This window comes from Bosea vestrisii (assembly GCF_030144325.1).
GTDB classification, from domain to species: domain Bacteria; phylum Pseudomonadota; class Alphaproteobacteria; order Rhizobiales; family Beijerinckiaceae; genus Allobosea; species Allobosea vestrisii_A.
This window is the reverse complement of sequence record NZ_CP126307.1, coordinates 2,511,336-2,533,019: the sequence shown is the minus strand read 5'-3', so window position 1 is coordinate 2,533,019 and position 21,684 is coordinate 2,511,336. Positions and strand designations below refer to the sequence as shown.

Below are 21,684 nucleotides of genomic sequence, written 5' to 3'. Positions count from 1 at the left end.
GGATGGCCTCCGACGCTCCGATCCCCGCGGCGCCATCGGAACGCGTCGGCGCAGCGAGTTTCTTCGCCGCGCCGCTCGCGGTCCTGATGCGGCTGATCGACTGGCCGATGCAGGTTCTGCAGCGGCTGATCGGCGAGCGCCGAATGGCCTATGTCTTCCTGCTGCCCAATCTGATTTTCTTCTCGCTCTTCGTCTTCCTGCCGCTCATCATCAACTTCATCTTCTCGGTGACGGGCGGGGCAGGCCTCTTCCCCTCCGAGCGGCCTTATGTCGGGGCGCAGCAATACGCCTATCTCTTCGATTGCGGCTCCTTCCTCGACCCGTCCTCCTGCCGCGAGGACCATTTCTGGCGCGGCGTTTCCAATACCGCGCGCTTTACCGTCTTCCAGGTCACGGCGATGGTGCTGTTCTCGCTGCTGACGGCAGTGGTGCTGAACATGAAGATCCGGGCGCGCGGCTTCTTCCGCGCGGTCTATTTCTTCCCGGTACTGCTCTCGCCGGTGGTGGTGGCGCTGACCTGGAAGTGGATCCTGCAGCGCGACGGCCTGCTCAACGCCGCGATCACCTCGCTCGGCGGCGAGCGCATCCTGTTCCTGGTCGATCCGAGCTGGGCGATGTTCTGGATCGTCTTCGTCTCGATCTGGGCCCATATGGGCTTCTACACGCTGATCCTGCTCGCCGGCCTGCAGGCGATCCCTGCCGATCTCTACGAGGCCGCCGAGATGGATGCGACGCCGCGCTGGCGCGTGTTCTGGCGCATCACCCTGCCGCTGCTCTGGCCCAACATGATCGTGGTGATCGTGCTGGCACTGATCCGCGGCGTGCAGACCTTCGACGAAGTCTTCGTCCTGACCGGCGGCGGCCCGGGCACCGCGACGCTGATGGTGGTGCACTACATCTACGAGACCGCCTTCGCCAATCAGGTCCAGAATTTCGGTCTGGCGGCCGCGGCCTCCGTCGTGCTCGGCGTTGTGCTGTTCGCGCTGACGCTGGCCCAGCTCGCGGCCAGCCGCCGCAAGGGGGCGGCATGAGCAGGATCGCGCGCATGGCGGTGGCCCGCCGCAATCCGGGCCGCTGGCACTGGACCGACATCGCCGCCTACGCCTATCTCGCGCTCGGCGTCGTCCTGATGTTCGGGCCGGTCCTCTGGCTCGGCATCTCCTCCTTCAAGACGCAGGCCGGACTGCTCGAATTCCCGCCCTCGCTGCTGCCGATGTCGCAGAAGGAGGTCCGGGTCGAAGGCCATGCCCAGCCGCTGCCGCTGTTCGAAGTGACGATGGAGGACGGCTCGAAGCGGGTTCTGGCGCAGATCCGCCGCATCGGCATCCAGGCGCAGATGGTCGATCCGGCCAATCCCGGCCAGAGCATTCGCGTGCCGATCGACAAGCGCACTCCCGTGCGCGAGTTCAAGCTCGCGACCGAGAACTACACCGAGCCGCTGGAGCGCTTCGCCTTCATGCGCTTCCTGTGGAACTCGGTCTTCGTCACCGTGGTCGCGACGCTGATCACCCTGGTGATCAACTCGATGGCCGCCTATGCGCTCTCGATCTACGAGTTCCGCGGCAAGACGGCGGTGATGCTGATGGTGATCGGCACACTGATGATCCCGATCACCATCATCCTCGTGCCGGTCTATCTCGTCATCACCGAGCTCGGGCTGGTCAACTCGCTCTGGGCGGTGATCCTGCCCGGCGCGGCGACGCCGACCGGCGTCTTCCTGCTGCGCCAGTACATGCTGACCCTGCCGCGCGACCTGATCGAGGCGGCGCGCATGGACAAGGCCTCGGAGTGGCAGATCTACTGGCGCATCGTCATGCCGCTCGCCATGCCGGCGCTCGCCGTGCTCGCGATCTTCTCGATCATGTGGCGCTGGAACGAGTTCCTCTGGCCGCTAGCGGTGCTGACCAAGACCGAGGCCTACACGCTGCAGATCGGCCTCAACGCCTTCCAGGGCGAATTGCAGACGCAGTGGCATTACCTGCTCGCGATGACGGTGGTGACGCTGCTTCCGGTCGCGCTGGTCTTCGTCTTCCTGCAGCGCTTCATCACCACCGGCATCGCCAATACGGGAATGAAATAATGGCGGGACTGAGCCTATCGGGCGTCCGCAAGGCCTATGGCGCGACCACGGTGCTGCATGGCATCGACCTCGATGTCGCCGACGGCGAATTCGTCGTCTTCGTCGGCCCGTCCGGCTGCGGAAAGTCGACGCTGCTGCGTTCGATCGCCGGACTTGAAACCATCACCGGCGGCGCGATCGCGATCGACGGCGCGGATGTCACCGGGTTGCCGGCCTCCGAGCGCGGGCTCGCCATGGTCTTCCAGTCCTATGCGCTCTACCCGCATATGAGCGTCTACGCGAACATGGCCTTCGCGCTGGAGAACATGGGCTTCAAGCGCGACGAGATCGACCGCCGTGTCAGGCGTGCCGCCACGATGCTGCGCCTGACCGACTATCTCGAACGCAAGCCCAAGGCGCTCTCCGGCGGCCAGCGCCAGCGTGTCGCCATCGGCCGGGCCATCGTGCGCGATCCAAAAATCTTCCTGTTCGACGAGCCGCTCTCCAACCTCGACGCCGAACTGCGTGTCGCGACCCGCAAGGAGCTCGCCGCGCTGCATGCCGAGATCGGCGGCACGATGATCTACGTCACCCATGACCAGGTCGAGGCGATGACGCTGGCGCATCGCATCGTCGTGCTCCATGGCGGCAAGATCGAGCAGGTCGGCACGCCGCTCGAACTCTACAACCGGCCCGACAACCTGTTCGTCGCCGGCTTCATCGGTTCGCCGCGCATGAACCTGCTGCCGGGCAAGGTGGTGAGGCCTGGCGCGGTCGCGATCGGCGAGGCCGGTCACGAAGTCGCCTGCCAGACCGGAAGCCTCGGCGCGGGCGCATCGGTCACGCTCGGCATCCGGCCCGAGCATCTCTCGCTGGCTGCGCCGGGCGGCGGCGTGCCGCTCGCCATCGAACTGGTCGAGCGCCTCGGCGGCGAGAGCTATCTCTACGGCGCCTCGCCGGGGTTGCCGCAGATCACGCTCCGGCTCGACGGCCAGAGCGAGCACCAGCGCGGCGCCGCCGTCGCGCTCGCCTTCCCGCAGCAGCACCTGCACCTGTTCGACGAGAACGGCCGGGCTATCCGGTCCTGAAACTGCCGAGAGAGATTCGATGAAAGCCCTGACGCAAGGCCGTTATCTCGGCCGCGACGGCGAAGCCGCCTTGTTCGATGTCGGCCTTGGTGCGACGATCGCTGTTCGTATCCTCGAAGGCGATATCGGCCGTGTCACGCTGAAGCCGCAGGACGGCTATCGGCTCGACCGCGGCTGGTCGATCGCGCCGGGCGGGCTCGAGCCCGCTTATGAAGGACGCTCGCGCGACGACCATTCCGGTTTTGCCTGCCCGCAGGCGAGCGTGAGCGAAGGCGAGGGCAAGGTCACGCTGTCGGCTGACGGCCTGACGGCCGAGGTCACGCTCTCGCCCTTCGGCATCGCCTGGCGGCGCGAAGGCGAGGCGGAAGCCTTCCTGCAGGACCGCACCACGCAGGCCTATCTGATCTCGCCGCGCACTGGGGCGGTGTCGCACTTCATGGCCCGCGACTATGCCGAGCGGCATTACGGGCTCGGCGACAAGGCCGGCCCGCTCGACCGGACCGGGCGGCGCTTCGCCATCGACGCCGTCGACCCGTGCGGCTTCGACGCCGAATTGTCCGACCCGCTCTACAAGATGCTGCCCTTCTTCATCGTCGACGGGAAGGCGGGCGCCCATGGCATCTTCTACGACAACCTCTCAACCGGCAGCGTCGATCTCGGCTGCACGCTCGACAACTATCACGGCCTGTTCCGCTCCTGGAAAGGCGATGACGGCGATCTCGACTATTACGTGATGGCCGGCCCGACCGTGCCGGATGTGGTCAAGCGCTTCTCCTGGCTGACCGGCGGTCAGGCCTTCGCGCCGCGCTGGTCCTTCGGCTTCGGCGTGACCTCGATGGCGATCGCCGATGCGCCCGATGCCGATGCCCGCATCAGCGACTTCATCGCCAAATGCCGCAAGCACGCCATACCCTGCGACAGCTTCCATTTCGGCTCGGGCTACACCCAGATCGGCCAGCGCCGCTACGCCTTCAACTGGAATCGCGAAAAGTTCCCGGAGCCGCTGGTGACGATGAAGCGGCTGAACAAGGCCGGCATGCACACCGTCGCCAACCTGAAGCCTTGCCTGCTCGACGACCATCCGCGCCTCAAGGAAGCGCTCGACCAGGGCTTCCTGGTCAAGGATTCCAAGTCCGGCGAGCCGGCCGTGGCGCAGTTCTGGGACGGGCTCGGCTTCCATATCGACTTCACCAACCCGAAGGGCCGGGCCTGGTGGCGCGCCGGCATCGAGACGGCTTTGCTCGACCACGGCTTCACCACGGTCTGGAACGACAACAACGAATACGAGATCTGGGACGAGGACGCGGTCTGCGACGGCGATGGGCGGCCCTTCCGGCAGGCGCTGGCACGCCCGGCGCAGCCGCTCTTGATGACCAAGCTGTCCTATGAGGCGCAAGCCGCGCGCGAGCCGGGCAAGCGCCAGTACTCGATCACGCGCGGCGGCTGCGCCGGCATCTCGCGCTACGCCCAGACCTGGTCGGGCGACAACGAGACCGCCTGGAAGACGCTGCGCTACAACCTGACCCAGGGGCTCAACATGAGCCTGTCGGGTATGTTCTCGATCGGCCACGATGTCGGCGGCTTCCATGGCCCGACGCCCGGTCCCGAGCTCTTCGTCCGCTTCAACGAGTTCTGCGCGCTCTGGCCGCGCATGGTGATGAACTCCTGGAACGATGACGGCGTCGTCAACCTGCCCTGGATGTATCCGGAGATGGTGCCGCAGGTGCGCGAGGCGATCTCGCTGCGCTACCGGCTGATGCCCTATCTCTACACCCAGATGTGGCGGGCGAGCCGCGACGGCATCCCGGCCGTGCGCCCGCTGCTCTATGATTTCCCGCAGGATGCGGCGGCTGTGGCGGTGGACGATGTCTTCATGCTCGGCCCGGACGTGCTGGTCGCGCCGGTGCTGGAAGAGGGCGCGCGCGAGCGTGCGGTCTACCTGCCGCAGCATGAGGGCGGCTGGTATGACTGGCATGATGGCAAGCACTATCCCGGCGGTGTCACCGTGACGGTTGCGGCGCCGCTCGGCCGGCTGCCGCTGTTCGTGCGGGCCGGCGCGCTGATCCCGCTCGGTGATGCCAAGGGCATCAGCAATGAGCGCGAGGTGCTGGTCTGCGGCGTGGTCGAGGGCGCCTCGGGCGAGCTCTACGAGGACGACGGTGAGACCGCCGACTGGCGCGGAGCGGGGGCGACGCTGATCCGCTTCCATGTCCGCAATGGCGAGGTCGCGATCGAGCAGCAGGGCGAAGCCAAGCCGCGCTTCAACAAGATCGCGATCCGGCAGATCGGCGGCTGAACGCGCCCAGCGACGCCGGCTCGGCCAGCCGGCGCTGTTGCGCCGTTAGGTGCAATCTGTATTTGTCATGTCGACAATGGATGGCGACATGACCGACAGGACCACGGCGGCTCCGGCCGAGCGCAAGCGGGGCGAGGGCGTCAAGCTCGTCTACGACATCCTGCGCGACGACATCATCGACCTCGTGCTGCCGCCCGGCAGCCCGATCGACGAGATCCAGCTCGCCGAGCGGCTGTCGATGTCGCGCACGCCGATCCGCGAGGCACTGGTGCGCCTGGCGAGCGAAGGGCTGGTGACGACGCTGCCCAACCGCTCGACGGTGGTGTCGAACATCGACTTCCTCAACCTGCACACCTTCTTCGACGCGATCACACTGATGTATCGCGTCACCACAAGGCTGGCGGCGCAGTTCCATGTGCCGGCCGATCTCGACGCCATCCGTGCCCGGCAGGCCGCCTTCGCTGGGGCTGTCGCGGCGCAGGACGCGCTCGCCATGATCGCCACCAACCGCGATTTCCATGCCGCGATCGCGAAAGCCGGGCGCAATCCCTACTACACCGGACTGTTTTGCCGCCTGCTCGACGAAGGCCGGCGCATCCTGCGGCTCTACTACTCCTCCTTCGACGACCGTTTGCCGCAGCGCTATGTGGCGGAGCATGAGGAGATGATCGCGGCGATCGCGGCCCGCGACGTCGAGGGCGCCGACCGGCTGGCCAAGGCCCATGCCGACCAGATCGTCCAGCAGATCCAGCAGTTGATCGCGCGCGACCGCCGCCAGACGGTAGCGCTGTAGCACCGAACCGTCCGTCATTCCGGGACTTCGCGTAGCGAAGGGCCCGGAATCCAGAGCCGATGCCGGCGGTCCAGAAACCGCGGCAAAGGCCAGGCTCCCTCTGCCATGGCATCGGTTCTGAGTTCCGGGCTCAGGCCTTCGGCCTGCCCAGGAATGACGGGCTCTTGCGTGTCAAAATTTCTTGTCGACAAATAAAATACAAAGAGTATTATGGCTGTCGATCAAGGCGGCGAGACAGGCCGCCCATGGAACCGCCAGCCCGAGGAGCGCGTGATGAAGGCCCAGATCTTTTCCGGCTGCATGCCGGCGCTGATGACCCCCTGCAAGGATGACCGCAGCCCCGATTTCGAGGCGCTGGTGCGCAAGGGCAAGGAGCTGATCGCCGCCGGCATGTCGGCCGTGGTCTATTGCGGCTCGATGGGCGATTGGCCGCTGCTGACCGATGCGCAGCGGATGGAAGGCGTCGAGGCCCTGGTTAAGGCCGGCGTGCCTGTGATCGTCGGTACCGGCGCGGTCAACACCGCCTCCGCCGTCGCCCACGCCGCCCATGCCCAGAAGGTCGGCGCCAAGGGGCTGATGGTGATCCCGCGCGTGCTCTCGCGCGGCTCGGTGGTCGAGGCGCAGCGCCACCATTTCAAGGCGATCCTCGCCGCCGCGCCTGACCTACCGGCGGTGATCTACAACAGCCCCTATTATGGCTTCGCTACCCGCGCCGACCTGTTCTTCGCGCTGCGGGCCGAGCATCCGAACCTGATCGGCTTCAAGGAGTTCGGTGGTGCCGCCGACATGCGCTATGCGGCCGAGACCATCACCAGCCGCGACGACGACGTCTCGCTGATGATCGGCGTCGACACCTGCGTCTTCCACGGCTTCGTCAACTGCGGCGCGACCGGCGCGATCACCGGCATCGGCTGCGTGCTGCCCAGGGAAGTGCTGCACCTCGTCAGCCTGAGCCGGGCGGCGGCGACGGGCGATGTCGAGGCGCGCCGGCTCGCGCTCGAGCTCGAGGCGGCGCTCGCCGTGCTCTCTTCCTTCGACGAGGGGCCGGACCTCGTCCTCTATTTCAAGCACATGATGGTGCTGAAGGGGGATGCAGAATATGCCCTGCACTTCAACCCGACTGACGCGCTCGGCCAGGGCCAGCGTGGCTATGTCGAGGCGCAGCTGAAGCTGTTCGACGCCTGGTATGCGCAATGGTCGAAGCAGGCCGGCGCGATGCAGAAGCGCGCTGCCTGAGGGTTGTTTCGCGAGAGGTTGATCGCCTCAGCTCCTCCCTTCCCCCTTGTGGGGAAGGGTATGGGGATGGGGGCGAACGACCGGGTGCGAGGCAGATTATAGGAACAGGCTGGTTCTATCGATCAAGGAGAGCTCTGACTTTCCGCCCCCCACCCCTGCCCCTCCCCACAAGGGGGAGGGGTTTGCGCGTGCGCTCGTCGCAGTCTTTCTCAAGCGACCGCGTCGAGGCCTAGCGCCTCCAGCCGGTCCAGTTGCTCGACCTCGGCGGAGGTCAGGGCGATGCCATCCGCCAGCGAGCCCTCGCGGGCCTTGAAACGGCGCTGCGAGGGCAGGCGCGCGCCCTGTCCGGCGATCGCCTCGAACAATGTCTCGGCGCGCGCGAACGGATCGCCGGGACGTCCGGCGGCGAAGCGCTCCGGCGAGAACGCCAGGATCAGCTCGCCATGCTGCGGCGCCAGCGTCGTGGTTCCCAGGAAATCGAGCGCGCCCTGGCTGGTCAGGTCGCCGATCATCACACCGGCGAGCAATTCGATCATGGTCGAGATCGCCGAGCCCTTGTGCCCGCCGAAGGGCAGCATCGCCCCGGCGAGCGCCGCGGTCGGATCGGTGGTCGGCTCACCCTGGGAGTCGAGCGCCCAGCCCTCCGGCAGGGGCTTCCCGGCGCGGCGATGCAATTCGATCTCGCCGCGGGCGGCGACGCTGGTGGCGAAGTCGAAGACGTAAGGATGGCCGTCCTTGCGCGGCCAGCCGAAGGCGAGCGGGTTGGTGCCGAGCAGGGCGGTCGTTCCGCCAGAAGGGGCGACGGTGGCGTAGCTCGGGCACATCGCCAGCGCGGCGACGCCCATCCCCGCGAGCGCCTCGACCTCCGGCCAGAGTGCCGAAAAATGGGTGCAGTCGTTAATCACCAAAGCGGCGAGGCCGAGCTTCCTGGCACGCTCGGCCAGCACCGGTGCGCCAAGTTCGAAGCCGGCGCAGGAGAAGGCGCCGCCTGCCGCGACGCGCAGCACGGCCGAGCCGTCGTCATGCAGGATAGGCTCAGCGTCGGGCGAGACCTTGCCCGCCTTGATGGTGCGCAGGCAACCCTCGACCCGGAAGACGCCATGCGACTTGCAGCCGTCGCGTTCGCCGGCTGCGATCACGCGGGCCAGCGCCGCGGCATGAAGCGGCGACAATCCACCCTTGCGGAAGACCGCCTCGATCCGGCGCGTCAGCGCCTCCATGCTGAGGATCGTCATCTCGCTCATGGCGCGCTTCCCGCTCGTTGCAAATCTGCATACTTGCTGTATTCAAAAAGCCGACACGACTTCAAGCAGGCTTTGCGCATCTCAGGAAAGTTCTGAACCATGGCCAGCCATACCTTCTCCTGCATTGACGGTCATACTTGCGGCAATCCGGTCCGGCTGGTCTCGGGCGGCGGCCCGCGCCTCGAGGGCGCGACCATGCTGGAGAAGCGCGCCCATTTCCTGCGCGAGTTCGACTGGATCCGCACCGGCCTGATGTTCGAGCCGCGCGGGCACGACATGATGTCGGGCTCGATCCTCTATCCGCCGACACGGCCCGATTGCGATGTCGGCGTGCTGTTCATCGAGACCTCCGGCTGTCTGCCGATGTGCGGCCATGGCACGATCGGCACGATCACCATGGGCATCGAGAACGGGCTGATCACGCCGCGCGAGCCGGGCAGGCTCTCGATCGACGCGCCGGCTGGCAAGGTCGACATCAGCTATCGCCAGGAGGGTCGCTTCGTCGAGGAGGTCCGTCTCACCAACGTCCCGGGCTTCCTCTACGCGGAAGGCCTGACCGCCGAGGTCGAGGGCCTCGGCGAGATCGTGGTCGACGTCGCCTATGGCGGCAATTTCTATGCGATCGTCGAGCCGCAGAAGAACTTCCTGGATATGGCCGATCATACGGCCGGCGAGCTCGTCGGCTGGTCGCCGAAGCTGCGGGCGGCGCTGAACGCCAAATACGAGTTCGTCCATCCGGAGCACCCGGAAATCCAGGGCCTCTCCCATATCCAGTGGACCGGCAAGGCGACGCAGGATGGCGCCCATGCCCGCAACGCGGTGTTCTATGGCGAGAAGGCGATCGATCGTTCGCCCTGCGGCACCGGCACCTCGGCGCGGATGGCGCAGCTCGCCGCCAAGGGCAAGCTCAAGGTCGGCGACGAGTTCGTACATGAATCGATCATCGGCTCACTGTTCAAGGGCCGGGTCGAAGCGGCGACGACGGTCGCGAACCGCCAGGCGATCATCCCCTCGATCGCCGGCTGGGCCCGGATGACCGGCTACAACACCATCTTCATCGACGACCGCGACCCGTTCGCGCATGGCTTCGTGGTGAAGTAGAGCGGGGGCGCCCGACGCGCTGGCTGCTCGCGGCCCCGACGATGTTGGCGGGTCGGCGCGATCCCATTCCAGACTTCGACCTGCTCAGAACCTGATTGCGACGTGTCGCTTGACACGCCGGAGGCATCGTCATACCCCTATTAGAAATAGATACCAGTATATGAAATAAATTTCAAGCTGGTCATGACGACGCCGGAGATCGGTCCAGCGTCAAGCTCTGGAGGGGAAACATGCGCATCAAGGCACTGGCTCGTAATCTGACGCTGACGGTTGCTGCGGGCCTCGGCCTGTCGCTCGCTCTGGGACATGGCGCGACAGCGCAGACCCCGGCGCAGTTTCGCTGCAAGGAAGGCGAAACCTACTACATGAACGTGATGGTCTCGGGGGTGGAATACTGGTTCCCCGTCTACGAGATGTTCAAGCAGGCGGCGCAGTCGCTCGGCTGCAAGACCGCCTACACCGGCACGCCGGAATACGACGTCACCAAGCAGATCGCGAGCTTCGACCAGATCCTGGCGAAGAAGCCGGCCGGCATCCTGGTCCACCCGATGAACTCGGACCCGTTCATCGAGCCGATCAACCGGGCGACCGCATCCGGCGTTCCGGTCGTGACCTTCGCGGCCGACTCGCCGAACAGCAAGCGCGTCTCCTACGTCACCTCCGACAATGATCGCGAGGGCTCCTATGCCGCCGACGTGATCGCCAAGGCGATGGGCGGCAAGGGCGAGTACGGCATTCTCGAGAACCCCGGCCAGGACAATCACGACCGGCGCGTCGCCGCCTTCGTCAAGCGGATGGGCGAGAAGCATCCGGGGATCAAGCTGGTCGCCCGCGCTCCTTCGAACCAGGATCCGACCAAGGCTTACAACGCCGCGCTGAGCATGGCGCAGGCCAATCCCAATCTCGGCGCGCTGTTCATGCCGGAGGCCAATTCCGCCCTCGGCGCGGCGCAGGCGGCGCAGGAGCTCGGCGGCAAGATCAAGGTCATGAACGCCGACGTGAACGGCAAGATCCTCGACATGATCAAGAGCGGCCAGGTCTTCGGCGCGATCAACCCGAACCAGGGCATGCAGGGCTATATGGGCTTCATGCTGCTGTTCATGGCGGCCCATCCCGAGCTGATCGACCCTATGAACGATTACAAGCGCTCGGGCTTCAACCCGATGGGCGTGCCCTTCGTCGACAACGGCTTTGCGGTGGTTACCAAGGACAATGCCGACGACTTCTACTGGGACGCCTATCTGAAGCGTCGTGGCACCAAGGGCATCAAGGAATAAGCTTGACCCCTCTCCCGGCGGAGCGCGCTGCGCTCCGCCGATCTCTTCCCTCGCGCCGAGCCGAGCCATGCAGCCTCTCGCTCTCGAAGTCCGCAGCGTCAGCAAGAATTTCGGCCCGGTGCGTGCGCTCGACGGCGTCAGCTTCTCGCTACGCAAGGGCGAGGTGCATGCGCTGATGGGCGAGAACGGCGCCGGCAAGTCGACGCTGATGAATATTATCGACGGCATCCTGAGACCCGACGGAGGCGAGATCCTCGTCGATGGCCGCCCCGTCGAGATCGCCTCGCCGCAGAAGGCGCATGAGCTCGGCATCGGGCTGGTGCATCAGGAGATCGCGCTCTGCCCGGACATCACGGTCGCCGAGAACATCTCGATGGCGGCGACCAACAGCCGGCGCGCCTGGCTGATGGATTATCGCGATTTGCGCCGCCGGGCCGACCAGGTCCTCGCCTCGCTCGCTGAGATCGATCCGCAGGCGCTGGTCGGCGAGCTCTCGATCTCGGAGCAGCAGATCGTCGAGATCGCCAAGGCGCTGGCGCTCGACTGCTCGATCCTGATCCTGGACGAGCCGACCGCGGCGCTGACCGAGCGCGAAGCCGGCAAATTGTTCGGGATCATCGCGCAGCTCAAGGCGCGCGGCATCAGCATCATCTATATCAGCCACCGCATGGCCGAGGTCTTCGCCCATTGCGACCGGATCAGCGTGCTCCGCGACGGGCGCTATATCTGCACCGAAGAGGTCGCGACCACCACGCAGGAGGAGATCGTCCGGCGCATGGTCGGTCGGCATCTCGGCGACATCTTCCCGCCGAAGAATCCCGGCAGCGCCACGGCGCCGGTCCTGATGTCGGTCGGCGGTCTCAGTGACGGCGACCGCGTCCGCGACGTCTCCTTCGAATTGCGCCGCGGCGAGGTCCTCGGCATCGCCGGCCTGATCGGCGCTGGCCGGACCGAGATCGCGCTTGGCATCTGCGGCCTCAGCCGGCTGACCGCGGGCAAGATCGTGTTCGAGGGCAGCGAGGTGACGCCGAAGAGCTATGCGCAAAGCATCGCCAACGGCATCGTCTACCTCTCCGAGGATCGCAAGGGTGCCGGCGTCTTCGTCGACCTGCCGATCGCGATGAACATCTCGGCACTGGACATCCACCGCGTCTCGGCTGCCGGCTTCGTCAGCCGGGCCAAGGAACAGGCGCAGGCGAAGAGCCTCGCCGACCAGCTCCGCCTGAAGCGCGGCTCGCTCGACGATGCCGCATCGACCCTATCCGGTGGCAACCAGCAGAAGGTCGCGCTCGCCAAGCTGCTCTCGGTCAACCCGAAGGCGATCATCCTGGACGAGCCGACGCGCGGCGTCGATGTCGGCGCCAAGGCCGAGATCCACCGCATCCTGCGCGAGCTCGCCAGCGGCGGCACCGGCATCATCGCGATCTCGTCGGAGCTGCCGGAGCTGATCGGCCTGTGCGATCGCGTTCTCGTCGTGCACGAGGGCAGGGTCGCAGGCGAGGTTTCGGGCGAGGATCTCAACGAGGAAACGATCATGCGGCTCGCCTCCGGGCTTACGATCGCGACCTGTCCTCTCCACCCTTGTGGGGGGAGAGTTAGAGAGGGGGGTAGTCAGCTGTGAGGCTGATCGCGAGCAGGCAAGCGACGCCGCTCACCCAGTCACCCCCCTCCCAACCCTCCCCCACAAGGGGGAGGGCTAGAGTCTGCCGGCAACGGCGATGAACGCTTTCAAGCAATTGCCCTGCGAGAAGAGAGATGAGCGTGGCCAGCGGATTGGACGAAGAGCTGCGCCCGACCGCAGCGCGGGAAGCGACCAGCGGCGGCTGGCGCAGCATCGCCAGCATGCGCGAATTCGGCCTGGTGCTGATCATCCTGGCGCTCTGCGTCGCGATGAGCTTCGCCTCGCCCTATTTCCTGAGCTGGGGGAACTTCCGGGCGATGCTGATGTCCTTCTCGATCGAGGGCATCGTCGTGGTCGGCATGACGGTCCTGCTGATCGTCGGCGCGATCGATCTCTCGGTCGGCTCGGTCGTCTGCTTTGCCATGGTGGTCGCCGGCACCGCGTTCCTCGCCGGCATCGATCCCTGGACGGCGAGCCTCGCCGGCATTGTCGCCTGCGCCCTGATCGGCGTGGCGATGGCTTCCTTCGTCACGCTGATCGGGCTGCACTCCTTCATCGTCTCGCTCGCCTTCATGGTGATCGTGCGGGGCTTGTGCCTCGCCATCACCGACGGCAGACCTTTATCGCTGTTCTCCCTGCCGCCGGGCTTCAAGTTCATCGGCCAGGGCACGGTACCGCTCGACCTGCGCTCCCTCGGCTTCGCCCAGGTCTACGACGTGCCGGTCGTCATCCTGATCTTCCTCGCCGTGGTCGTGGTCTTCGACCTGCTGCTGCGCAAGGCGACCGTGTTCAGGAAGGTGTTCTACACCGGCAGCAACGAGAAGGCGGCGCAGTATTCGGGCATCCGCACCAACCGGGTGAAGTTCTTCTGCATCGTGCTGTGCTCAGGCCTTTCCGGCGTCGCCGGGGTCCTCTACATGGCACGCTTCGGCGCTGCGCCGCCGACCTTCGGCGTCGGCATGGAGCTCAACATCATCGCCGCGGCGGTGATCGGCGGCGCCAGCCTCAAGGGCGGTTCCGGTACCATTCTCGGCGCGATCCTCGGCATCGCGCTGCTCTCGGTGGTCTCGAGCTCGCTGACCCTGCTCGACGTGCCGCCGGTCTGGCAGGACGTGATCCGCGGGATGATCCTGCTCGCGGCGGTCACGATCGACCACCTGCTCCATACCCGCAAGCGCGCTCGCGGCGCCGTCCGCGCCGGCTGAACGAGCTCGTCATGGCCTCCCATTCCAACGACGATTTCGAGCGGCTGCGGAAGATCCACCGCGTGCTGGTGATGCATTACGTGGAGGGCCTCAGCCAGGCCGAGATCGCCAAGCGCACCGGCCTCTCGCATCCGACGGTCAACCGGCTGGTCAAGGAGGGGCATGAGCGCGGCTATGTGCAGATCTCGGTGCGCTCGCCGCTGCAATCGCTGTTCGCGCTCGAAGGTGAGCTTGCGGCAGCGGGCGCGCTGAAGGAGGCGATCGTCACGCCGACGGTCTCGGATCAGGAAGAGGTCAACCTGACCACGGTGGGCCGGGCGGCGGCCGAACACCTGCTGTCGAACCTCAAGGACGGTGACACGATTTGCGTTTCCGGTGGACGCGGCGTCGATGCGATGATCCAGGCGCTGGCGCCGAACCGGGCCTATGACGTCACCGTCGTCCCCGCGACCGGCGGCATCCAGGGCGAATACTTCACCGATGTGAACCATCTGGCGGCGCAGCTCGCCCACAAGCTCCAGGGCAAGGCCTTCCAGATCCATGCCCCGGTCTTCGCTGCCTCGCGCGAGGAGCGCGACGTCTTGCTCTCGCTGCAGTCGGTGCGCGAGGTCCTGGCTCGGGCGCGCGACGCCGCGATCGCTGTGACCGGGATCGGCTCGGTCCTGGCCGACCGCTCGACCTATCTCAGCCTGCGCGCCACCGGTCCCGGCACCGAGAGCGAATTGTCGCGGCTGGGTGCGGCCGGCGAGCTCGTCGCGCATCTGCTCGATCGCCGCGGCCGGCTCTGCGACTACCCGCTCAACGAGCGCGTGATCGGACTGACGCTGGACGAGCTCAAGGCGATCCCGCTGGCGATCGGCGTCTGCGCCGGGGCCCGCAAGGCGGCGCCGGCCGCCAGCGTCCTGCGCGGCGGTTTTCTCGACGTGCTGGCGACCGACGAAGCGACCGGCAACGCGATCCTCGACGTATTGAAGGACGAAACCAATGGGAATTAACCAGCAACTGCGCCCGATGGGCACAAGCGCGGTAAGCGCGAGCGCCGTCGGTCTCGGCACCTGGGCGATGGGCGGCTGGATGTGGGGTGGCACCGACGAGGCCAAGGCGGTCGAGGCGATCCGCGCCTCGCTCGATGCCGGGGTCAGCCTGATCGACACCGCGCCGGCCTACGGTCTCGGCAAATCCGAGGAGATCGTAGGTGAGGCCATTGCCGGCCGACGTTCCGAGGTGGTTCTGGCGACGAAATGCGGCCTCGTCTGGCATACCGACAAGGGCAACCATTTCTTCGACGAGCATGGCCAGCGCGTCCATCGCCATCTCGGGCGCGATTCGATCCTGCATGAGCTCGAGCAGAGCCTGCGCCGCCTGCGCACCGACTATATCGACCTCTACATCACCCATTGGCAGGACCCGACGACGCCGGTCGCCGAGACCATGGCCACGCTGCTGGAGCTGAAGCGGCAGGGCACGATCCGGGCGATCGGGGTAAGCAATGTCAGTCCCGAGGAGCTCAAGGCCTATCTCGCCATCGGCCCGGTCGATGCCATCCAGGAGCGCTACAACATGCTCGATCGCGAGATCGAGACGACGCTGCTGCCGATCTGCCGGGCGCATGATGTTGCGACGCTGAGCTACTCCTCGCTGGCGCTCGGCCTGCTCTCCGGCAAGATCGGTCCGGAGCGGGTCTTCTCCGGCGACGACCTGCGCAAGGACGATCCGCGCTTTTCGCCTGAGAGCCTGAAGCGCATCGCCGCTTTCCTTGCAGAGATCCGTCCGATCGCCGAAGCCAATGACGCCACCCTCGCGCAACTGGTGATCGCCTGGACCATCGCCCAGCCTGGCATCACCTACGCGCTGTGCGGCGCCCGCGACCGGACGCAGGCCGTCGAGAACGCTGGCGCCGGCAGGATCGCATTGTCGGCCGCGGAACTGCGGCGCATCGGCGAGGCGATCGTGCGGCACCTCGGCAAGACAGCCTGAGAAACGTCCAGAGACCGTCATGGCCCAGGATCGTGCAGAGCGGATCGATGCCTTGCGTCGCAAGGGGCGGGTGCAGGTGCTCGTCATCGGCGGTGGCATCAATGGCATCAGCACCTTCCGCGAGCTTGCGCTGAACGGCGTCGATGTCGTGCTGGTCGAGCGCGGCGACTTCATGAGCGGTGCGAGCTCCGCGCCCTCGCGGATGATCCATGGCGGCCTGCGCTATATGGAGAACGGCGAGTTCGCGCTGGTGAGAGAATCGCTGCGCGAGCGCAATCTGCTGCTGGCAAACGCCCCCCATCTCGTCAGCCCGCTGCCGACGCTGATCCCGGTGGTCGACCGCTTCTCCGGCTTGGTCGGCGCCGTGCGTCGCTTCCTCGGCGGAAAGGAGACGGCTGGCGCCCGTGGCGCACTGATCATCAAGCTCGGTCTCTGCCTCTACGATCTCTACGCCGGGCGGGCTAGCGGCGTGCCGCGCCACAGCTTCTTCGGCGGCCGCGAGACGCGGCGGCGCTGGCCGGCACTGCGCTCGGACATCGTCGGCAGCGCGCTCTATTACGATGCCAGGATCAGCCATCCCGAGCGGCTCGGCGTCGAGCTCATCCTCAACAGCGAGCAGGGCTCGCCCAAGGCGCTGGCGCTCAACCATCTCGGTCTCGTCGGGCTGGAGCCGGGCGGCGCCGTGCTCGAGGATAGCCTGACCGGCGAGCGCTTCACCCTCGACGCCGAGATCATCGTCAACGCCACCGGCGCCTGGATCGACCTGACCAACCAGGAGCTGGCCGGCAAGGCGCCGCGCCTGATCGGCGGCACCAAGGGCTCGCATCTCGTCATTGCCAACCGCAAGCTCTATGAGGCGATCGGCGAGACGATGATCTACTTCGCCAATCGCGAAGGCCGCGTCTGCATCCTGTTCCGGCATCTCGGCCAGGTGCTGGCGGGCTCGACCGATATCAGCGTCGAGACGCCGGACGGGGTGCGCTGCGAGCCTGACGAAGCGGCCTATATCCTGGCCTCGATCGCCGAGGTCTTCCCGGACATCCCGATCGCGCCGGACGAGCTGATCTATCGCTTCTCCGGCGTGCGGCCGCTGCCGCGCAGCGACCATAGCCTCACCGCCAGCATCTCGCGCGACCATAGCTGCGAATGGCTCGACCCAGCTGCGAGCGCAGCCCAGCCGGTGCTCAATCTCGTCGGCGGAAAATGGACGACTTTTCGCGCCTTCGGTGCCGCCGCTGCCGACATGGTCCTGACCAAACTGGGCCTTCCGCGCCGAATGGCGACCGAGCACAGCGCCATCGGCGGTGGTCGCGACTACCCCGCATCTGAGCGGCGGCAGGCCTGGATCGAGGGGCTCGCCGAGGCGACAGGGCGGGCGCGAGAGACGGCGGAGCGCCTGCTGGCGCGCTACGGCACAAGAGCGGTCGAGTACGCACACACGCTTGCCGGAGGCGGCGACGAGGCTCTGCTCTCGCTGCCAGCCTATGGCCGCGGCGAGATCGCCTGGATCATCGAGGAGGAGCATCCGGAGACGCTGGCCGACCTCGTCCTGCGCCGCCTGACCATCGCCTTCACCGGCGAGCTCTCGCATGCCGCAGTGCTCGAATTGTCGAAGGTGATGGCCGCGGCCCGCAATTGGGACGAGCGCCGGCGCGCAGCCGAATGCGCCGCCCTCTTCGCCGAACTCAACACCAACCACGGCGTCAGCGAAGCGATGCTTCGCCGGCGCGATACCGACCAAGGGAACAGCGATGTACGATTCGAAGAAGGCCCGCATGAACCGGCTGTTCCACAACGGCAGATGTCTTGATGTCGCGATCGACCACGGCGTCTGCAACGAGCCGTCCTTCCTCGGCGGGCTCGAGGATATGGGCGGGATCGTCGACGTGCTGGCGCAGGCCGGACCGGATGCGATCCAGATGAATTACGGCCAGGCCGACCTGCTGCAGGGACGGCCCGGCAAGAACAAGCCGGCGTTGGTCATGCGCATCGACATGGGCAATCCCTATAATGCGCTGCGCCATCGCGAGATGTGGGCGGTGCTGCAGAACGCGCATGATCCGGTCGTGCCGGCCCTGAAGCTCGACGCCGCCTGCGTCGTGGTCAACCTGTTCATGCTGCCGGACGAGCCGGCGCTGTTCCGGCAATGCGTCGAGAACATCGCCCGGGTCCGGCAGGATTGCGAGCGCTATGGCATGCCGCTGATGATCGAGCCCCTGGTGATGCAGCCCAATAGCGGGCGCGGCGGCTATCTCGTCGATGGCGATGCCGAGAAAATCGTCACGCTGGTGCGCCTCGCCCGCGAGATGGGCGCCGACATCATCAAGGCCGATCCGACCAGCGACCCGGCCGATTTCGGCCGCGTCGTCGAGGCGGCGCGCTGCCCGGTCCTGGTCCGCGGCGGCGGAAAGGCCGATCTACGCCAGGTCTTCGCCAACTCCTATGCGCTGATGCGGCAGGGCGCGCATGGCATGGTCTATGGCCGCAACATCTATCAGCATGCCTCGCCGAGCCGGGTCGTCAGGGCACTGATGGCGATGATCCATGACGGCATCGACGACAAGGCCGCCTGGCGGCTCTATGAGGACGGCGAATGACCGAGCTGCTTCTCGGCCTCGATGCCGGCAACACCGTCGTCAAGGCGGTGCTGTTCGATCGAAGCGGCAGGGTCGTTGGCAAGGCGGCGCGCGATGGCCGTTCGAGCAAGCCTGAGCCCGGCCATGTCGAGCGCGAGATCGGCGAACTCTGGGACAATGCCGGCGAGGTGATCGCCGCCTGCCTGCGCGATGCCGGGGCAAAGGGCAGCGATGTCGCGGCCATCGGTACGGCCGGCCATGGCAACGGCCTTTATCTGCTCGACAAGCAAGGCGGCCCGCTGCTCGGCATCCAGTCGCTCGACACGCGCGCCGCCGAACTCGCGGCCGAGTGGCGGGCAGATGGCACTGCCGACACGCTCTATCCGCTCTGCCTGCAGAAGCCCTGGCCCTCGCAGACGGCGACGCTGCTCGCCTGGGTCAAGCGCAACCGGCCGGAGATCTATGAGCGGGCCGGCACCGCCTTCCTGTGCAAGGATGCGCTGACCTTCATGCTCACCGGCCAGCGGGTAAGCGACTATTCCGACATGAGCGGTTGCGGGCTGATGCGCCTGCCTGAGCGCGATTACGACACCGAGCTGCTCGCGGCCTATGGTCTCACCGATGCGCGGGCGCGGCTGCCCCCGCTGGTGCAATCCGATGCTGTCGCCGGGACGGTGACGGAGGAAGCAGCCCGGCGCACGGGACTTGCCGTCGGCACGCCGGTCGCCGCCGGCTTCTTCGACATCATCGCAAGTTCCGTCGGCGCCGGGGCGGCCGAACCGGGGCAGGCCGCGATCGTGGTCGGGACCTGGGGCATCAATCAGATCATTCTCGACCGGCCGCTGGTCGACGAGCGCATCTTCCATGCCTGCACCTGGCGACCGGACCGCTATGTCGCGGTCGAGTCCAGCGCGACCTCGGCGGTCAATCTCGAATGGTTCGTGCATGAGATTCTGGGCGATCATGGCCCCGAAGCCTTCGCGCGCTGCAACGAGCTCGTCGCCTCGGTGCAGCCGAGCGCCGACAGCCCGCTGTTCCACCCCTTCCTCTACGGCTCCGGGCCTGAGCCCATGGCGCGTGCCGCCTTCCTCGGCGTCGCCGGCTGGCATGGTCGGGCCGAGATGCTGCATGCGCTCTATGAAGGCGTCGTCTTCGAGCATCGCCGCCATATCGATCGCTTGCGCGCCAACGGGGTGAGCTTCGACCGCGCGGTCCTGTCGGGTGGCGGCTCGCGCAGCACGGCCTGGTGTCAGATGTTCGCCGACGGCATCGGCGTGCCGGTCACGGTCGCTGAATGCGAGGAGACCGGGGCGCTCGGCGCCGCCATCGCCGCCGGCGTCGCGGCCGGGCTGTTCCGGGATATCGAGGCCGGCGTCGCGCAGATGGTCAGGCCGAAGCGCAGCTTCGTGCCGATCTGCCAAGACCGGACCTTGAGCGATGCGCGCTACCGGCTCTACGCCGATCTTGCTACGACTCTGGCAGCACAGTGGCAGCGTTATCGATCGGAGGTCGCGTGAGCGTCCGTCGCCATCTCGGATCCTGGGATTATGTCATCGTCGGCGCGGGCTCGGCGGGTTGCGTGCTCGCCAATCGCCTCAGCGCCGATCCCACCAAGCGCGTGCTGCTGCTCGAGGCCGGCGGCTCCGACAATTATCACTGGATCCATATCCCGGTCGGCTATCTCTACTGCATGGGCAATCCCCGGACCGACTGGGGCTACAAGACGGCGCAGGAGCCGGGCCTCAACGGTCGCTCGCTCGCCTATCCGCGCGGCAAGGTGCTTGGCGGCTGCTCCTCGATCAACGGCATGATCTACATGCGCGGCCAGGCCGCCGACTATGATGGCTGGCGCCAGCTCGGCAATCCGGGCTGGGGCTGGGGCGAGGTCCTGCCGCTGTTCCGCAAATCCGAGCGGCATCACAGCCTCAATGAGCCGTTCCATGGCCGGGATGGCGAACTGCATGTCGAGCGCCAGCGTCTGTCCTGGCCGATCCTCGATGCCGTGCGCGAGGCCGCCGAGGAGATCGGCGTGCCGAAGATCGACGACTTCAACGGCGGCGACAATTTCGGCTCGTCCTATTTCGAGGTCAATCAAAAGGCTGGGTTCCGCTTCAATGCGGTGCGTGCCTTCCTCAGCCCGGTGCGTGGCCGCAGCAACCTGACCGTGCTGACCAAGGCGCAGGCCGAGCGCATTCTCTTCTCGGGCAAGCGCGCGACCGGGCTCGAACTGCGCCTCAACGGCGAACCCGTCCAGGTCGATGCTGCCGGCGAATTGATCCTCTCGGCCGGGGCGATCGGCACGCCGCAATTGCTGCAGCTTTCCGGCGTCGGTTCCGGCGAGCTTCTGTCGCAGCACGGCATCGCCGTTCAACATGAACTGCCAGGCGTCGGCGAGAACCTGCAGGACCATCTCCAGATCCGCACGGTCTTCAAGATCACGGGCGCGTCGACGCTGAATGAGCGGCAGGCGAGCCTGCGCGGCAAGATGGGCATCGCGCTCGAATATGCGCTGCGCCGCTCCGGGCCGATGGCGATGGCGCCGAGCCAGCTCGGCATCTTCATGCGCTCCGACGAACGCTTCGCCACGCCGAATATCGAGTTCCACGTCCAGCCGCTGTCGCTGGAGCGTTTCGGCCAGCCGCTCGACGCCTTTCCGGCGATCACGGTCTCGGTCTGCAATCTCCGCCCGGATTCGCGTGGCCATGTCCGGATCGCCTCGGCCGATCCGTCGGCACATCCCAGCATCGCGCCCAATTATCTTTCGACGCAGAGCGATCGCGAGGTCGCCGCCGCCTCGATCACGGCGGCGCGCCGGCTGATGCAGACGCAGCGGATGCGCGCGTTCCAGCCGGAGGAGCTTAAGCCCGGTGCCGACATCCAGGACGCCGCAGCGCTGGCACAAGCGGCGGGCGACATCGCAACGACGATCTTCCACCCGGTCGGTACGGCCAAGATGGGCACCGATGCGATGGCGGTGGTCGATCCCGAGCTGCGCGTGCACGGTCTCGAAGGCTTACGCGTCGTCGACTGCTCGATCATGCCGACGATCGTCTCGGGCAACACCCACGCCCCGGCGGTGATGATCGCCGAGAAGGCGGCGCAGCTGATCGCCGCTACGGCGGCGACCGTCCCAGTCGGGCGCTCATCGGGTGCCGGCCTTTCGCTGGCGGGCGCTTAGCTCCGCCAGGGTAGGGGGCACAGCCAGTCCGGC

17 protein-coding genes are annotated in these 21,684 nt (G+C 66.7%); 16 read left to right on the top strand and 1 reads right to left on the bottom strand.

From position 1 onward, the window contains the following. Positions 1–2: 2 nt before the first annotated feature. The 6 genes from QO058_RS12570 (at position 3) to QO058_RS12545 (ending at position 7,472) form a co-directional block, all read left to right on the top strand. A complete protein-coding gene (locus QO058_RS12570) occupies positions 3–1,031 on the top strand; it encodes a carbohydrate ABC transporter permease (RefSeq protein WP_432212040.1) in 1,029 nt (342 codons plus the stop codon). Further along, positions 1,028–2,080: a carbohydrate ABC transporter permease gene (locus tag QO058_RS12565; RefSeq protein ID WP_284172365.1), complete on the top strand. Its 1,053-nt coding sequence runs from the start codon at positions 1,028–1,030 to the stop codon at positions 2,078–2,080. Before QO058_RS12570 ends, QO058_RS12565 begins: the two co-directional genes overlap by 4 nt. Then, on the top strand, positions 2,080–3,147 hold the full coding sequence (locus tag QO058_RS12560; RefSeq protein ID WP_284172364.1) for an ABC transporter ATP-binding protein: 1,068 nt from the start codon (positions 2,080–2,082) through the stop codon (positions 3,145–3,147). Before QO058_RS12565 ends, QO058_RS12560 begins: the two co-directional genes overlap by 1 nt. Before the next feature lie 19 nt (positions 3,148–3,166). Beyond that, the gene (locus tag QO058_RS12555; protein ID WP_284172363.1) at positions 3,167–5,443 is read left to right on the top strand and encodes a TIM-barrel domain-containing protein; all 2,277 of its coding nucleotides are present in this window, start codon (positions 3,167–3,169) and stop codon (positions 5,441–5,443) included. 88 nt (positions 5,444–5,531) lie between these two features. Continuing rightward, positions 5,532–6,236, top strand: a complete 705-nt coding sequence (locus QO058_RS12550; RefSeq protein WP_284172362.1) for a GntR family transcriptional regulator — start codon at positions 5,532–5,534, stop codon at positions 6,234–6,236. 273 nt (positions 6,237–6,509) lie between these two features. Then, positions 6,510–7,472 (top strand): dihydrodipicolinate synthase family protein, encoded by a 963-nt coding sequence (locus QO058_RS12545; RefSeq protein WP_284172361.1) that lies wholly within the window; start codon positions 6,510–6,512, stop codon positions 7,470–7,472. A gap of 209 nt (positions 7,473–7,681) precedes the next feature. On the opposite strand, the gene QO058_RS12540 is transcribed toward QO058_RS12545, so the two are convergent. Next, positions 7,682–8,716 carry an Ldh family oxidoreductase gene (locus QO058_RS12540; protein ID WP_284172360.1) on the bottom strand — a complete coding sequence of 345 codons (1,035 nt, stop codon included), beginning with the start codon at positions 8,714–8,716 and terminating at the stop codon, positions 7,682–7,684. Between the two features lie 99 nt (positions 8,717–8,815). Between QO058_RS12540 and QO058_RS12535 the strand changes: the two genes are divergently transcribed. The 10 genes from QO058_RS12535 (at position 8,816) to QO058_RS12490 (ending at position 21,651) form a co-directional block, all read left to right on the top strand. Next, positions 8,816–9,817 (top strand): 4-hydroxyproline epimerase, encoded by a 1,002-nt coding sequence (locus QO058_RS12535; protein WP_284172359.1) that lies wholly within the window; start codon positions 8,816–8,818, stop codon positions 9,815–9,817. Positions 9,818–10,182: 365 nt separating this feature from the next. Continuing rightward, positions 10,183–11,094: a substrate-binding domain-containing protein gene (locus QO058_RS12530; protein WP_432212060.1), complete on the top strand. Its 912-nt coding sequence runs from the start codon at positions 10,183–10,185 to the stop codon at positions 11,092–11,094. 67 nt (positions 11,095–11,161) lie between these two features. After that, complete coding sequence (locus tag QO058_RS12525) at positions 11,162–12,715, top strand: sugar ABC transporter ATP-binding protein (protein WP_284172357.1); 1,554 nt, start codon at positions 11,162–11,164, stop codon at positions 12,713–12,715. 221 nt (positions 12,716–12,936) lie between these two features. Beyond that, a complete protein-coding gene (locus tag QO058_RS12520; RefSeq protein WP_284172878.1) occupies positions 12,937–13,920 on the top strand; it encodes an ABC transporter permease in 984 nt (327 codons plus the stop codon). An 11-nt stretch (positions 13,921–13,931) separates the two neighbouring features. Beyond that, positions 13,932–14,915 carry a sugar-binding transcriptional regulator gene (locus QO058_RS12515; protein ID WP_284172356.1) on the top strand — a complete coding sequence of 328 codons (984 nt, stop codon included), beginning with the start codon at positions 13,932–13,934 and terminating at the stop codon, positions 14,913–14,915. Further along, positions 14,905–15,897, top strand: a complete 993-nt coding sequence (locus QO058_RS12510) for an aldo/keto reductase (RefSeq protein WP_284172355.1) — start codon at positions 14,905–14,907, stop codon at positions 15,895–15,897. Before QO058_RS12515 ends, QO058_RS12510 begins: the two co-directional genes overlap by 11 nt. A 19-nt stretch (positions 15,898–15,916) precedes the next feature. After that, the gene (locus tag QO058_RS12505) at positions 15,917–17,707 is read left to right on the top strand and encodes a glycerol-3-phosphate dehydrogenase/oxidase (protein WP_284172354.1); all 1,791 of its coding nucleotides are present in this window, start codon (positions 15,917–15,919) and stop codon (positions 17,705–17,707) included. Next, positions 17,649–18,494: a class I fructose-bisphosphate aldolase gene (locus QO058_RS12500; RefSeq protein WP_284172353.1), complete on the top strand. Its 846-nt coding sequence runs from the start codon at positions 17,649–17,651 to the stop codon at positions 18,492–18,494. The genes QO058_RS12505 and QO058_RS12500 overlap by 59 nt, the downstream gene beginning before the upstream one ends. Further along, positions 18,491–19,990, top strand: a complete 1,500-nt coding sequence (locus QO058_RS12495) for an FGGY-family carbohydrate kinase (protein ID WP_284172352.1) — start codon at positions 18,491–18,493, stop codon at positions 19,988–19,990. Before QO058_RS12500 ends, QO058_RS12495 begins: the two co-directional genes overlap by 4 nt. Then, on the top strand, positions 19,987–21,651 hold the full coding sequence (locus QO058_RS12490; RefSeq protein ID WP_284172351.1) for a GMC family oxidoreductase: 1,665 nt from the start codon (positions 19,987–19,989) through the stop codon (positions 21,649–21,651). The genes QO058_RS12495 and QO058_RS12490 overlap by 4 nt, the downstream gene beginning before the upstream one ends. The last annotated feature ends 33 nt before the right edge of the window (positions 21,652–21,684 follow it).